The organism is Sphingopyxis sp. TUF1, assembly GCF_036687315.1.
GTDB classification, from domain to species: Bacteria; Pseudomonadota; Alphaproteobacteria; order Sphingomonadales; family Sphingomonadaceae; genus Sphingopyxis; species Sphingopyxis kveilinensis.
Window position 1 is genome coordinate 2916200 of record NZ_CP144683.1, and the last position, 15403, is coordinate 2931602.

At 62.0% G+C, this 15403-nt stretch carries 8 protein-coding genes and 1 tRNA gene; 8 read left to right on the plus strand and 1 reads right to left on the minus strand.

From position 1 onward, the window contains the following. Window positions 1-166 precede the first annotated feature (166 nt). From fabF to VSX77_RS13775, 7 genes are all read left to right on the plus strand, one after another. The gene (fabF, locus tag VSX77_RS13745; protein ID WP_338425171.1) at window positions 167-1426 is read left to right on the plus strand and encodes a beta-ketoacyl-ACP synthase II; all 1260 of its coding nucleotides are present in this window, start codon (window positions 167-169) and stop codon (window positions 1424-1426) included. A gap of 450 nt (window positions 1427-1876) precedes the next feature. Then, entirely contained in the window at window positions 1877-2788 is a 912-nt protein-coding gene (gene mltG, locus VSX77_RS13750) for an endolytic transglycosylase MltG (protein ID WP_338427276.1), read from the plus strand. A 108-nt stretch (window positions 2789-2896) separates the two neighbouring features. Then, window positions 2897-3652 (plus strand): alpha/beta fold hydrolase, encoded by a 756-nt coding sequence (locus tag VSX77_RS13755; protein WP_338425172.1) that lies wholly within the window; start codon window positions 2897-2899, stop codon window positions 3650-3652. A gap of 212 nt (window positions 3653-3864) precedes the next feature. Beyond that, complete coding sequence (locus tag VSX77_RS13760; RefSeq protein WP_338427277.1) at window positions 3865-4350, plus strand: 2'-5' RNA ligase family protein; 486 nt, start codon at window positions 3865-3867, stop codon at window positions 4348-4350. Between the two features lie 61 nt (window positions 4351-4411). Next, window positions 4412-4488, plus strand: a tRNA-Met gene (locus VSX77_RS13765). A gap of 191 nt (window positions 4489-4679) precedes the next feature. After that, entirely contained in the window at window positions 4680-5924 is a 1245-nt protein-coding gene (locus VSX77_RS13770) for a tyrosine-type recombinase/integrase (protein WP_338425173.1), read from the plus strand. 680 nt (window positions 5925-6604) lie between these two features. Further along, complete coding sequence (locus VSX77_RS13775; RefSeq protein WP_338425174.1) at window positions 6605-7222, plus strand: response regulator transcription factor; 618 nt, start codon at window positions 6605-6607, stop codon at window positions 7220-7222. Here VSX77_RS13775 and VSX77_RS13780 read toward each other — a convergent pair. Then, the gene (locus tag VSX77_RS13780) at window positions 7208-9457 is read right to left on the minus strand and encodes an ATP-binding protein (protein WP_338425175.1); all 2250 of its coding nucleotides are present in this window, start codon (window positions 9455-9457) and stop codon (window positions 7208-7210) included. The two genes, VSX77_RS13775 and VSX77_RS13780, sit on opposite strands and share 15 nt — an antisense overlap. A gap of 353 nt (window positions 9458-9810) precedes the next feature. Here VSX77_RS13780 and VSX77_RS13785 point away from each other — a divergent pair, with 353 nt between their 5' ends. Continuing rightward, entirely contained in the window at window positions 9811-15018 is a 5208-nt protein-coding gene (locus tag VSX77_RS13785) for an autotransporter domain-containing protein (RefSeq protein ID WP_338425176.1), read from the plus strand. Window positions 15019-15403: the final 385 nt, after the last annotated feature.

Genomic DNA, 15403 nt, shown 5'->3' on the forward strand with positions numbered 1-15403 from the left:
GTAGCCTGACACAGGGCTACATCGGTCATCCCGGCGAAAACCGGGAGCTCGCCGGTTCGGTCGTTGCAGGCCGCGAGGGCGGGACCCCGGCCTCCGCCGGGGTGACGAGACAGTATCGGAATTGAAGCGGCACCCCGCGGGGACAGGGCCGACGAAAGGAATGACTATGCGCCGGGTTGTGGTGACGGGTTTGGGTTTGGTGACGCCGCTGGGCGGCGACGTCGAAACCAGCTGGAAAAATCTGATCGCGGGCAAATCGGGCGCGGGTCCGATCACCCATTTCGATGCGTCGGACCAAAAGTGCACGATCGCATGCGAGGTGAAGGGGCCGGATCATGAATATGGCTTCGACCCCGGAAAGCGCGTGGACCACAAGGTGCAGCGCCAGGTCGATCCCTTCATCATCTTTGGCATCGACGCCGCGGGGCAGGCGCTCGAAGATGCGGGCCTGACCGAGCTTACCGAGGAACAGAAGGTGCGCGCGGGCTGCTCGATCGGTTCGGGCATCGGCGGCCTGCCAGGGATCGAGAGCGAAAGCCTGCTGCTCGCCGAAAAGGGGCCGGGCCGCGTTTCGCCGCACTTCGTCCACGGCCGCCTGATCAACCTGATCTCGGGGCAGGTCAGCATCAAATATGGGCTGAAGGGCCCGAACCACGCGGTCGTGACCGCCTGTTCAACCGGCGCGCATTCGATCGGCGATGCCGCGCGGATGATTCGCGACGACGACGCCGACATCATGCTCGCGGGCGGCGCCGAGGCGACGATCTGCCCGATCGGCATCGCGGGCTTCGCGCAGGCACGCGCGCTCAACATGAGCTACAACGACCGCCCCGAACAGGCGAGCCGCCCCTATGACAAGGATCGCGACGGCTTTGTGATGGGCGAGGGCGCGGGCGTCGTCGTGCTCGAGGAATATGAACATGCCAAGGCGCGCGGCGCCAAGATTTACGCCGAAGTCGTCGGCTACGGCCTGTCGGGTGACGCCCATCACGTCACCGCGCCCGATCCCGAGATGGACGGCGCTTTCCGTTCGATGAGCGCGGCGCTCAAGAAAGCAGGGATGACCCCCGCCGACATCGATTATATCAACGCGCACGGCACCTCGACGATGGCCGACACGATCGAACTGGGCGCGGTGAAGCGGCTGTTCGGCGATGCGATGGCGAATGTGTCGATGAGCTCGACCAAGTCGGCGATCGGCCATTTGCTCGGCGGCGCGGGCGCGGTCGAGACGATCTTCTGCATCCTTGCAATCCGCGACCAGATCGTTCCCCCGACGCTCAACCTCGACAACCCCGACGAGGGGACCGAAGGCGCCGACCTGGTCCCCAAGGTCGCGAAAAAGCGAAAGGTGCGCGCGGCGCTCAACAACAGCTTCGGGTTCGGCGGCACCAACGCGAGTTTGATCGTCAAGGCCGTCGACTAGATAGCTTCGTCATTGCGAAGAGCATAGCGACGAAGCAATCTCAAGCCAGCAGCCGCTTTCGCATGGCCGAGGGCTGGAGATTGCTTCGCTTCGCTCGCAATGACGATGCGGGTCTGACCGTCACGGCGGTGGATTGACCTTCAGTTCCTCCCTGTGCCCGAAGGGCATGGGGAGGGGGACCGCCGCCGCAGGCGGTGGTGGAGGGGCCGCAATGGCAGTGCCATAGCCCCTCCGTCAGCGCTTCGCGCCGCCACCTCCCCATCGCTGCGCGACAGGGAGGATGAAAAGCCTCTTTCCTACATTGGCTTGCCATGCTCTATCACCCTGTCGCTCGGCTCCGGCTTAAGCGACAAAGGAGACAGTTCGGGCGTGCGCATCCGTATCTTTTGTCTCCTTAAGGCATGCATATGGGAGTTTGGGGTGCATCGGTTCCGCTGGCTGACGATTGCGATGCTGACGCTGTTCCTCGCCGCCTGCTCGCCGGGCGCGCCCAAGGATGCCGAAGTCGTCATCCCGCAAGGCGCGAGCATCGCGCGGGCGGGCGAGATCCTTGAGGACGCCGGTCTCGTCTCGGCATCGAGCTTTCGCAATCAGGCGCGCTTTTTCGGGTCGGACGAACCGATCAAACCCGGCGAGTACAAGATCGAAAAGGGGATGGATGCGGGCGACATCCTGAAACTGTTCCAGTCGGGCAAGACGATCCAGCGGCTCGTGATGATCCCCGAAGGAATGCCGTCGATCATGGTATGGGAACGGCTGATGGCCGAAAAACGGCTCAAAGGCGAAATCCCGGTGCCCGAAGAGGGCAGCATCCTCCCCAACTCCTATGCCTTTACGACCGGAGAGACCCGCGCCGCGGTGGTAAAACGGATGCAGGCGGCAATGGACAAGGTCTTTGCCGAGCTGTGGGCGAAACGCACGCCGCGCACCGCGGTCAAGAACCGCAATGAGGCGATCACGCTCGCTTCGATCGTCGAAAAGGAAACCGCGGTCGCCGCCGAACGGCGCACCGTCGCGGGTGTCTATACCAACCGGCTTGGCGTCGGCATGCGGCTGCAGGCCGATCCGACGATCATCTATCCGATCACCCGGGGCAAGCCGCTGGGGCGGCGCATCCTGCGTTCGGAAATCCAGGCGGTGAACGATTATAACACCTATGCGATGGCCGGCCTGCCGAAGGCGCCGATCGCCAACCCCGGCAAGGCATCGATCGCCGCGGTGCTCGACCCGGAAGCGAACGACTATCTGTTCTTCGTTGCGAAGGGCGACGGCAGCCATATCTTTTCGCGCACCTTGTCCGAACACAACGCCAATGTGCAGAAATGGTATGCGCTCCGCCGCGAGCGGGGGGAGATGGAGTAAAACACCAGACCGTCGTCATCCCGGCGCAGGCCGGGATCTCGCCGGTGCGTGAGTCTGTGAGGGCGAGATCCCGGCCTGCGCCGGGATGACGAAGTGGAGCGATACAGGATGACCGCCAAACTCTTTCTCCACGGCGTTCCCGACAGCCCCGCGATCTGGCGGCCTTTGCTCGCCGCGCTCGATCTGGGCGACACGCCCGTAGCGGTGCCCGCGCTGCCTGGCTTTACCGGCCCGCTCCCCGCCGGCTTTCCCGCCACAAAAGAAGCCTATGCCGATTGGGCGGTGGGACAGGCCGAAACGCTGTTCGCCGCGCACGGTCCGATCGACATCATCGGGCACGACTGGGGCGCGCTGATTGCGCAGCGCGTCGCGATGCTGCGCCCCGACCTCATTCGCAGCTGGGCGATTTCGAACGCGGTGATCGAGCCCGGCTATCGGGGCCACCGTATCGCGCGGATCTGGAACACGCCGGTACTCGGCGAAATCTTCATGGCACTGAGCAAGGCCGACAAGCTCGCCGCAGGGCTCGCAGCGCAGGGAATGCCCGCCGACATCGCGGCGGAAGAGGCCGAACAGTGGAAGAACAAGGACAAGCGCCGCGCAATTTTGAAACTCTATCGCTCGGCCAAGGGGCTGAGCTTCGCGCATGACTGGGCGCTCGATATTCCGAAACTGCCCGCGAACGGCGCGTTGATCTGGGGCGCGGGCGATCCTTATGTCGATCTGGCGGTGGCGCAGCGATACGCGGCGGCGACCGGCACGCCGCTGACGGTGATCGAGGGGGCGGGGCACTGGGCGATCGCCGAACGGCCGGCCGCTGTTGCGTCCGCGCTGCGTGGGCTTTGGGACGGGGCCAGCGGCTGATCGAGTTCGGCAATCAATCTGACGCATTTAATCGATTGGATCGCGCCGAAGCGATCGGGCATTGACGAGGGCATCGGGAAAGGACGTTCCCCATGGGCGATGGCAAGAGCGGTACGACGCGGCCTCCCCCAGCCGATCCCGACGACAGCGACCCGGATCACCTCCCTCCCGTCCGGTTCCCTGGCGCCGCGCCCATCATCGTCACCGCCACGATGGGCGCGGCCGATCAGCGCCATTTCGACGCGCTGCGCACTGCGCATTTTCCCCCCGACCGCAATCATCTTGCCGCACATATCACGCTGTTCCATCAGCTGCCGCCGTCGTGCCTCGACGAGCTGGGCCGCTTGCTGCGCCGGATCGCCGCCGACACGCCGCCGCCCGCCGCGATGCTGCGCGAGGTCTATTCGCTGGGGCAGGGGACGGCGTTTCGCATCGACAGCCCCGGGCTGCTCGCGATCCGTGAACGGATCGCCGATCACTTCGCCGGAATGCTCACCGCGCAGGACCGGGGGACGCCGCGACTCCACATCACCGTTCAGAACAAGGTCACCGCCGCCGAAGCGCGCAGCTTGCTCGCGGCGCTCGCCGATGATTTCCGCCCGCGCCCGCTGACGATCACGGGACTCGCCGCCCATCATTATCGCGGCGGGCCATGGGAAGCGGCTTTTGCGCACTCTTTCCGCGGCGCACGCAGATGATATTGACCGGCGCGACGAGCCTGCCTATAGGCGCGGCTCGCCGGAAACGGCGGCCCCATGGGGCGGAGTAGCTCAGCAGGTTAGAGCAGCGGAATCATAATCCGCGTGTCGGGGGTTCGAGTCCCTCCTCCGCTACCACTCGCGAATCACCTTCAAACCTCGCATTTCCGGCAGTTTACTGCCGCTCATCGAGGCCCAAGGCATGCGAATTTTAGCGAGAATTATTGTGATCTATCTGGACAGAACACGTCAGTTTTGGACCAGCCTAGACACAACTTTTGCGAGAATTATAGCGAGAGTTTCATGGCCTCGATCAGTCCGAGGTTACCATGACCAAGAGTGTGATTCTCACCCCCTCCCACATCGATCGGCTCAAAGGCGGCGCGCTGCCCGACCGTGAGGTGCCGGGACTTTCCATTGTAGTATCGGCGCCCGATCGGAAGCGGTGGCGCTTCAAGCGTGTCATCGCGGGTACCAGGACAATCGTCGAACTGATTCTGGGATGTTTTCCCGACTATTTGATCGACGAAGCTCGCGAATGGGCAGCGCCGCTGAGCAAGGCAGTGGCGCGCGGCGAGGACCCGCGCCAGATCCAACGAATGGAGCAGGCGCTGGCGATGTCGCTCGCGGCAGCGCATGCGATTTATTTGGACGCGATGCACCGCGGTGACCGCAAGACGCTGAAGCCGCGAACAATCGCCGACAAGGATGCGATCTATGCCCGCGATATCGCGCCGCGGCTCGGGAGCAGGGTTCTGGCCGAGCTTACGGAAGACGACTGCTGGGACGCGGTCTACGACAAGGCGAAGGCATCGAAGCATCGCGCCAACAAGATGGCGGGCGAGCTCAGCCGCTTCCTGAAATGGTGCGCGGGGCGTGAAGGCCGGATGGCGGGCATCATGCTGAAGGAGCATCCGGCGATTACGCTCAATTCGAACTGGTTCGATACCGGACCGAAGGCGAACACGCGCTTCATTTCCGACGACGAGATTGAGTGGCTTTTCCGCGCGCTCGTGCATGAAGACCTGACCTACCGGCGCGGCTTTATTCTCCTCTCGCTTACTGCCGCTCGGCGCAGCGAGCTTTTCGAGGCTCCTGCGACGGAGGTCGTTGCCGGCATCTGGACGCTGCCCCCCGCGCGGTCGAAGAACAATGAGGAAAATGTCGTGGCGCTCGGCCGGTGGGGGCGTCGCCTCGCGCAGACCAATCATCAATGGCTATTTCCGTCGCCGCGGATCGAAGGACCGCAGCGTGCGGGATGGTTCAAAGTGCGCGATCGAGTCCACACACGCATGGAAGAGTTTGCCGGCGGCGCCATCTCGTCGTGGCACTTTCACGACCTCAGGCGAACCTTCCGATCGAATGCACGGCGGGTCGGCATCGACAACGACATCGCCGAGCTGATGCTCAACCACAAGCGCAAAGGAATCGAGGGAATTTACAATAAGAATCAAGAGCTTGAATTGCGCGCCGAGGGATTCGACTTGTGGGAGCGCCACCTTCTGGCACGCGCGCGTGTCGCGGGCGTGGCTGAAGCTTTGCTTGCACCTCCGGACGCAGCTGCTGCCGAGTAGGACGCGTCAGTGCTCGAATCACGGACCACTGAGCGGCGCGCTGAGATTTCGGCGCGCCGCTTGAGCGAGCCGCTGAATCCGCAGCCGATACGATGGCAACGCCAAGCCACCCCACCTAATATTTTGTAATTCACCGCCTGTGTGGCAGCGCTTGCTCGCGCGTTCCTGTTTGAAGCCTACCACAACAGCTGGCTTGGCCTCAATGGAGGCCGGACGTTGGGGCGCGGTCAAATCGGTAACTACGCCTAACTCCTGCTATCTCGCATTCCATCTAAAAGCTGCCTGTCCGCAATCGTCAGCTTCGACTTCGGCGGGCGCTTGGAAAGCTTCGAGGACTACTCATCGGACGAACAGTTCACGGTGGCGGTCGCTCGCCTCGCCTGAAGGGGTGCCGACGAAGCACAGCGACTTGCGGCAATGTTTAATCCTCCAGCCGACACGGCCGAGATGCTCCTGGGACAGGCACGACGAACCGAAGCACGGCAGAGACCGGGACATCCCGGTTGGCCTACAACGCAGGGATCGCCGCAGCGCTGGCCAGGCGTGACGATGAAGCAGCCGAAATGTTCGGGCGTGTGTAGAATAGCTGCCGAGGTCACCTTTGAGCGGACCCCACATTAATTCGGGTTGCGGTGACGGCCCGAACTGCCGAAAAGCTTCTCGGGGAGCGGCGTTCGGGCATGATGATGAAACACAATATTCTGATCGTGGATGACCACCGCATTACGCAGAGCGGTCTCCAGTTCCTCTTCGCGTCGCTCGATCGCTACGCCGTAGTCGGCGCGCTCGACCGCGGAGCGATGGTAAATGCCTTTGTTCAGTCCCAAGCCGTCGATCTTGTCATCCTTGACCTCAACCTGCCCGACGTTCGCGGGATTAACGTCCTCGCCGAAATTGTCGGATCGCGCGACATGACGGTGATCATCCTGACGGGCGAGACGCATCTCGGCGAGATCCATTCGGCACTTAAGCTGGGCGCGCGGGCAGTGGTCAGTAAGTCCGACCCGCTCGATCACATTGTCGCGGCGTGCGATGCGGCGCTGGCCGGAGAGGTATATATTTCACCGCACATCGGCGAGGCGCTCGGCAAGTTTCAGCAGCCGCCTGTCGCGCTCTCGTCCCGGCAGATGGCGATCCTCCATTATCTTGCGCAGGGGGAGACGAACAAGGAGATAGCCTACCGCCTCGCGATTGCGCCGCCGACCGTCTCCTTTCACATTGCGGAGCTGCGACGCAAACTCGACGCGCCGCATAACCGTAAAATCGTCGAACGGGCGAACGAACTAAACCTGCTTTAACGGCTCCGCCAGAAGAGGATGTCCGATTAATTCGCGGCACGCCGGTTTGATCAGGACCATCGCGACCAGATCGCTGAGGCGACCGCGCGTGACGGTCGTGTCGTCATAGGTCAGCGCAATGCTTCGTTCCTTGACGCTTCCCGATGCAGCCATTTTTTGCTCGAAGTCGCCTCGTTGATCGAAATCGAAAAGCGTCCACCCGCGCAGCCGCGCTTGCAACTCATCGATGGCGATCGGCGAAGTCGTGGCATAGGCAGAGGGCAGGGTGATACGAATTTCCGTGCCTTCAGCCGTTGAGGCGATGATTTTGATCTTCCCTCGCAGCCTTTCGATTATCCGCTTCGCGGAGCGATAGCCCGACCCGGTACCGGGCGCCGCCTCGTTGGCGCGAATTCGCGTGACGGCACCACCGTTCAAAGCCGCCGCGACTTCTGCAGGCATTCCGCCGCCGCTGTCGCTGATCGTGATCACGGCCTGCCCGTTTTCCAGGGCGAGTTCGATACAGGCTCCGCCCTCCTGGGTATATTGGTAGCTATTGCTGAGCAGATTGGCGAGTGCGCGCATCAGTAGCGGCCGGTCCGAAATGATCGTCACATCATCCGTAATACGGACGTCAAGCTTCAGCTTCTTGTTTGCGAAAGGCGTCTTAAACATCATTGATAACGGCTCAACGAGCGCCTGACCGCGAAAAGCGCTAAGTGCGATGAAGTCGGCATCGTTCGCGGCGATGTTGGCGCCCGAGATTGTCGTTGAGACAATCTCGTTCAGATAATCGGCCGAGCTTTCAAGCATCTCGATCAGAGCAATATCCGCACCGGCTCTGTCCTGCCGCTTGAGGACGTCTACAGCGCTGTTGAGCGCGAGGATGACCTGTCGGCTGTCATGTCCCGACGAATGGAGTAGCGAATTCTGATTGTTCACGGTCTCGAGCGCGAATGCCTTTTCTTCCGCCAGGCGCTTTGCCCGCTCGCTGATGATGAGACGCTCGGTGAGCGAATGCGCGTAATTTGCGTCGGCGACGAGCTTGTCTTGCTGGATTTTTTTGAGATTGAGCCCGAGTGCCAGCGTGACCATGACCGATTCAAAAAGCCCCACCGGGCCGGCGAGGTGCCAGTTGATCGGCAGCCATGTGAAGACGCCCATTGAAGCAACTGCGGCATAGACAATGAACAGGGCAAGGCTGGCCCATCCCACGAATAACGGCCAGAGCTGGAATCCCAACTGCCTCATGGCGGCGTAGCCGACGAAGGGAAGAAAGAGGGCCACGGCGACCGCGACGATCCACGCCGCCAGATGCAGGCAGAACCGCAACTCGGGTGGATATAGCGGCAGTCCGGGCTGAAGAAGCATAACGGCGATGGTGAACAGTACGAGCGCCTTCAATACGAAGTCGCTTTTCGGAAAATTGTTCGCCGTCTTGACGAAGCTCCGGCAAAATTGGGCCATCGCAGCGGCAAATCCGCATTTGAAGAAATCCTCGACGGCAACGCCCGTGAGCGGCTTATCGTAGAGGAAAAAGATGGTGATATAGCCTTCGGAATGAACCGTGTTCAGTGCGAAAAATGCTTCGGCGACGGCCAGCCACAGAAACTCCCTGAATCCTGTGATCGAGAAGAACAGGAAGTTGAGGAGCAGCAGTGTCAGTGCGCCGATGACGACCCCTGACACCATCGAGATGTTGGCGCGACGCTCCTTGAAGAAAGTCCCGTAGGTTTCGATTTCGAGCGGCATGTAGGTCGAATTTTCGGAAATAAATTCGATTGCTATCAGTTTTTCCTGGAACGGGGCCAACACGAGTTCGGAGCTGAACGCCTGATAGGTGCCCAAATTATCCCGCGCGACCTGCGGATCGGTGCCGTCGACAATCAGCGCGAGCGGCCCTCCAGCCGTCTCATAGAGACGGAAATGCTTCAGGGAACCGCGACCGGTCGTCAGGATCCAGCTACCCTGTTGATCGCTGGCGTTGCGAACCTTGAGCAAGACGACGGTACGCGTTCCCGGCGGACCAAAGTGGATGGTCGAACCTTTGATGCGTTGGAGCGGACCGGCAAGAATGGCGCTTATTTGCGGTGTTCGCGTTGCCCCCGGGCGCTCGGCATAACGAACAAAAGCCGCGAGTCCCGGCGCGTCTTCGCCCGCTTGAAGATCGAGCCGGGGCAGCTTTTCGAGCTGTGCACGCGCGGGTTGCGCATTCAGAAGGATGAGGAGGCTGAGAACGGCATACAGGATTCGCATCGATACTCCCCGCGCCGGACGGGGACTGGATGCATAACCTCGCTATACGCAGGCGCACGGGCGTTCCCAGTGCGTGTAGCCTTGACCACCCCCCCGGTGATTCTGTCCCCGTAAATGCGCGGGTCGCTACGATGCAAGGGCTAGCGCCAACCGTTCATCGCAAAATTACCCTAAAAAACATTGGGTAGACGCTTTGCGGCGCCTGCTTCTAGTCATCGCGCACAAAGTCGCGGGTGACGTCGCCCGATCGGCCGGGGGACGCAATTTTCGCGGGGTGGACGGAGCCGGGGAGCCCAACAGCTCTCCGGCGAACCTCTTGCCTTGCCTGTACCGTCAATGGGGGACTCTCAAAAATGTCACGCATCTCGAAATCTCGCCTTCTCGCCACCAGCGCGATCGTCGGCTTCTCGATCCTCCATGTTATGCCGGCCGCCGCCCAAAATGCGTTCGGCGTCCATAATGATCAGCCCGAGCGGCTCGAGATCGAAGTCGACATCGGAGAGGTTGTTGAAGGTGATATCATCGGCATCTATGCCGACAATGGCCCGGTCACCGTCGGCAATGCCGGGACGATTCGTGGCAATGGTACCGACGTAGGCGGGATCGACAGCCGGCCGGGCGGTGGTATCGTTATCGCGCAGCCCGATTCCACCGTCACCAACGCCGGCCAGATCACCGGCGCTTCGAATGGCGTGGTCACTACCTATTTCTTCAGCGAAGACGCAAATGGCAACGATCTCCCGCCGGAGCCGCTGGCGGCCAATACGCAGGTGTTCAATAGTGGACTGATCCGCGGCGAGGCCGGATCGGGTGTCGCACTGGTGGGCGGTGGCAGCGTCACAAACGGCGGCACTATCTCCGGGCTCAGTGGCAGCCCGGGCGGCACAATTATGGGGACGGGGGTGTCGATTTCGGAATTCCCGGGCGCCGCCGCCAATGTCACCGGCGTCGGCACGATCACGAATAATGACGGCGGCGTCATCGAGGGGCAAGTCTTCGGCGCCGTGCTGCAAGTTGGCGGGACCGTTACCAACATGGGCACGATCCGCAGCACGGGTAATCCGAACCCCGCGACGCCGACCGTCAGCCCATTTGGACTCATCCTTGGTGCAAATACGGATCAAACGGGCCGTATCGGCACTCTCAATAACAGCGGCACGGTTCAGGGCTTTCTGGGCATCCTTGCGGGCGGTGCGCTCAGCAGTGCTCTAATCGAGAACGAGGGGCTCATCAGCGGTCAGGCGGCCGCCATCATTGGCCAGTCGACAGGCGTGCTCACCATCCACAATCATGATGACGGTGAGATTATCGCCAACGGGACGGCGATCCGTTCGAACGAAGGTTCGCTGATCGTTGACAATGGGGGGCTGATAAGCGCCGGCGCCCAGGACGCGATCGTTATTACCACGGCGGACGCGGCGATCGTCAACAGCGGTCGGATCATCGGCGGCCAATATGCGATCGTCACCACGCCGATGGCCGATGGGACAGGCCGCGCTGTCAATACTTCGATCACCAACAGCGGCGAAATCATCGGGCTCAATAATGATGCCATACGCCTCGCGGGTGGCGGAAGCGTTATCAACAGCGGCTTCATCGTCGGCGTCAACCCAGGCGCACAGGGCACTGATGGCATCTCGATGTTCGCGCATGTCGATCAATCCAACGAGGATTATTCGGCGCACGTAACCAACGATGAGAACGGCCGCATCGAAGGCCAGCGATTCGCAGTTATCCTGTCCGGCGGCGGCGAGGTCGTGAACGCCGGCGAAATCGAAGGCGTCAACGGCGGCGTCTACATCCAGGGAACCGCGCTCAATACCGACCCCAGTGAGGATCGCAGCGGTCTCACCGCCAGCGTCGTCAACACGGGCGACATTCGCGGCACCAGCGACCTCGGTGGAAGCGGCGGCGATGGTTTCGGCGTTGGTTTCGGCAGCGATATGGCGAGCGCCATCCTCGATAACAGCGGTACAATCAGCAGCGATTTCGGCGCTGGCATTTCGCAGGGTTCGCTCGCCGATGTGACGATCACCAATGCTGCGGGCGGAACGATCACTGGCGGCACGTCAGGCATTTATTCTTTCGCGACGGGCACGCTCGTCGTGAACAATGCCGGTGTGATCCGCGGCCGAGGGACCTATGACGGCTTTGACGCCGCTCCCGACGCGGGCGTGACGATCACTACCGCCGTGTCGAGCGTCACCAACAGCGGCACGATTTCAGGCGCCGGCGCGGGCATTACGACGGCCTATCAGTTCGACGAGAACATCGGTGCAATTGTCGGGATCGCCATCGGTACGCAAGTTACGAACAGCGGCACCATTCTTGGCGAAACGAACGATGGCGTTCGCCTGATCGGCGGTGGCACGGTCAGCAACAGCGGGACGATCCGCGGCGAGGGCAGCGCGCTTGCCGACGGCATCTCGATCTATCCCTACGACGGCCAGACGCTTGCTGGCTACGTCGGTGCCGTCACGAACAGCGCGAGCGGAGAGATCAGCGGAACGCGTTTCGGTATCATCATGTCGGCTGGCGGGAGCGTCGACAACGCGGGTGCCATTACCGGTGAAGGTCCGGGCGGGGTGCTTATCCAGCGTGGCATCGCGCTCGCGCAAGAGACAGGCTATGATGGCACGCTGACCAACGCGGGAACGATCACAGGCACGAACGGCTATGGTGCGGTGCTTCTCGTCACCGACGCCGCGGCAATCAACAACAGCGGCACGATTTCTGGCGCCACGTCAGGTGCAGTGATCGAAGGGCTGCAGGTCACGGCCGATATTGTGCAGACTGGCACGATCACGAATGCCGCAGGCGGAACGATCGCGGGAAAGGGTACCTTTGGCGCGGCGGTCGCAGGATTTCTGGATACCGCGGAAATCGTAAACGGCGGGACGATCACCGGTGCCACTGACGGGGTTATCCTGGGTAATTTCGGAACCGCGACTCTCGTCAACACCGGTACCATCACGGGCAGCGGTCGCGGCGTCTGGGGCGACGACAGCGGTGCTGTCGTGCTCGACAACGCCGGTGCGATCACCGGCGAAGGCGGGATAGCGGTCCAGCTTGGCAGTTTCGACGACCGCGTGACACTCCGGACCGGCAGCGCGATTTCAGGGCGCGTCGATGCAGGCGCGGGCACCGACAGCCTGTCGCTCGACGGTGACATGCTCGAACTCACGGATGCGCAACGAATAACCGAAGTGAGCGGCTTTGAGACTCTGAGTGTCGCCGCGGGCTATTGGTCCACCTCGGGCGTCGTCGGCGCGTTCGACAGCGTCACAATCGATGAAGGCGCCGCACTCCGCGTCAACGAAGTCGAGATTGGCGGAGAAGCAAGCTCGCCGATCCTGACGCCAGCGGTCCGCACTAACGGGCTACTCGTCCTCAATTTCGGCGCCGATGAAACGGTATCGGCGCTCGACGATCTGACGATCGACGGAACCGGACAACTGCAGCTCGTGGGCGACGCTGTATTCACGGTCGACACCGCAAATATCGCGCACACCGGCGGCACGATCGTCTCCAACGGCGGCCTCGTGCTGACCGGACTGCTCCAAGGCGATGTGAAGACCGAGGGCAACGGCTTCTTCGAACTCGGCGTCGGCGGAACCGAAGGAAGCTTCTCCGGCGATATCGTCAACGACGGTCGCTTCGTCTTCAACCGTTCGGACGACTATGACTTCCTCGGTGCCTTCTCGGGCAGCGGCGTCCTCGACAAGATGGGCGATGGCGCGCTGACCTTCATGGGCGATTATGCTTTCCAGGGCGTGACGAACATCCTCGGCGGTTCGGTGCGCATAGGCGGCACCATCGATCCCGGCACCGAATTTGACCTCGGCGCGGGCGGCACGCTCGACATCACGGGTAAGGACCAGACGATCGGGGGTCTCGAGGGTGATGCGGGGTCGAACGTCGTGATCGGCGATAGCCAGCTGACAGTCGCCCAGAACGGCGACACATCCTTCGGCGGCGATATCTCGGGTAATGGCAGCCTCGTGAAGGAAGGCGATGGCACGCTAAACCTGACGGGCAACAGCAGCTACACGGGGCCGACCTCGGTCAACAGCGGCACGCTCGCGGTCAATGGTTCAATCATTTCGCCGGTCACGATCAATAGCGGCGGCACCCTTGGCGGCAACGGTTCTGTCGGCACGACGTCGGTCGGAAACGGCGGAACGATCGCACCGGGTAATTCCATCGGCCAGTTGACTGTCAACGGCGACCTCGCGTTTGCCGCGGGCTCAATCTATGAGGTCGAAGTCAATGCTGCGGGAGCGGCCGACCGTCTCGATGCGACTGGCGCCGTGACGATCGCCGACACGGCAAGCGTTTCGGTTCTGGCCGAGGATGGCAATTATAGCCCGCGAACCGATTATGTCATCCTGACCGGGGCGGGCGGGATCACCGGGACATTTGGTTCGGTGACGACCGATCTGGCCTTTCTCGACCCGTTGCTGCGCTACAGCGCCAATATGGTGACGCTGTCGCTCTACCGGAACGACATCGATTTCGCCGATATCGCAGTGGGCTTCAACCAGGCCAGCGTTGCGGCAGCCGTTCAGGCGCTTGGCGTAGACAACCCACTGTACGAAACGGTTCTTATCCAGAATGCGGCGGGCGCGCAGGCGAGCTTCGGCGACCTGTCGGGCGAAATTCTAGCTAGCACGATCAGCGGCCTGACCGACGATAGCCGTCATCTCCGCAACGCGCTGATGGAGATGAAGGCGCCCGAAGAGGGCGGAGCCTTCGTATGGGGCTCGGCTTTCGGCGGCTGGGGTGAATTTGATGCTAATCGCGGCAATTTCGCCATGGATACCGATCATAACGGGCTGATCGCAGGCTTCGGCTTTGGCGGCAACGGTTTCGCCGCCGCGCTTTCGGCCGGTATAGGAAACTCGGACTTCCGCTTCGGCGGGCGCGGCGACCATGCCGATGCCGAAAGCAAATATATCGCGGCGCACGCCACCTATGGCGCCGACGGCGGTTTGCGCGGCACGATCGGGATCAGCTATGCTTGGCACAAGATCGATACGACGCGAGCCATCAGCGTTGCGCCGCTCGCGCAAACGCTGACTTCGAAGCGCGATGCCGACACGCTGCAGGTCTTCGGCGAGATCGGTTATGACATCGTCACCGGCAATATGGCTATCACGCCGTTTGCCCGGCTGGCGCACGTCGATACCGGTAGCGATGCTTTCGCGGAGGCGGGCGGCAACGCGGCGCTGACGGTGGCCAAGGCGGATCAGAAAACGACCTTTCTCAGCCTCGGCGGACGGGCGCAGTTCAACGCCGGTCAGCCCGGCTTCCAACCCTATGTATCGGCTGCTTGGAACCTTGCGCTGAACGATCGGAGCGCGCCGATCGTGTCGCGGTTCACGACTGCGGGACCGGCGTTCGACATCCTCGGCACAGCAATTCCGAAACACTCGGCCGAGGTCGAGGCCGGATTTGAATATGCCGCGGGTTCGTTCCGGCTTGGCGCTGCTTACACGGGCACGCTGGCGCCGGATCGCAGCACCCACGGTGCAAGGATAACTGCGCGTTTCGCCTTCTGATTTACGACCCGTCAGAAAAGCGAGCTTGCAGTAAGGCCGGGGTGACAAACGTCACCTCGGCCTCTTCTTGTCCGGGGAAATTATTCGAAACACCACCTCATCGGTTGTCTCCTTTCGGCAAGATCTGGCTCCAAAGCTGTCAGTCCGCTTTCGTTGAGAGTTTCGGACGCCGATAGGCGTCGGAAAGTCTTCGATGCCCGAACCGCGGGGGTCATAGGCTGAGAGCTATGGGGAAAGCGGTTTTGAGCGTGGCCTGGGGCTGACGGATGCTGCCCAAAATCGGACGCATCTGAGATCGGACCGTCTGGATTTAGATTGCAAAAGCGGACGCCGAAAAGCGGACGGACCGGTTTTGATAGAGCGACGTCTGCTTTTGGGCAGCATC

What these genes read in the sequence shown, in the direction of transcription:
- VSX77_RS13760 (WP_338427277.1), top strand. Translation starts at nt 3,865, where the DNA reads ATGGGCGCGGCCGATCAGCGCCATTTCGACGCGCTGCGCACTGCGCAT.
- fabF (WP_338425171.1), top strand. Translation starts at nt 167, where the DNA reads ATGCGCCGGGTTGTGGTGACGGGTTTGGGTTTGGTGACGCCGCTGGGC.
- VSX77_RS13775 (WP_338425174.1), top strand. Translation starts at nt 6,605, where the DNA reads ATGATGATGAAACACAATATTCTGATCGTGGATGACCACCGCATTACG.
- VSX77_RS13785 (WP_338425176.1), top strand. Translation starts at nt 9,811, where the DNA reads ATGTCACGCATCTCGAAATCTCGCCTTCTCGCCACCAGCGCGATCGTC.
- VSX77_RS13770 (WP_338425173.1), top strand. Translation starts at nt 4,680, where the DNA reads ATGACCAAGAGTGTGATTCTCACCCCCTCCCACATCGATCGGCTCAAA.
- VSX77_RS13780 (WP_338425175.1), bottom strand. Translation starts at nt 9,457, where the DNA reads ATGCGAATCCTGTATGCCGTTCTCAGCCTCCTCATCCTTCTGAATGCG.
- VSX77_RS13755 (WP_338425172.1), top strand. Translation starts at nt 2,897, where the DNA reads ATGACCGCCAAACTCTTTCTCCACGGCGTTCCCGACAGCCCCGCGATC.
- mltG (WP_338427276.1), top strand. Translation starts at nt 1,877, where the DNA reads ATGCTGACGCTGTTCCTCGCCGCCTGCTCGCCGGGCGCGCCCAAGGAT.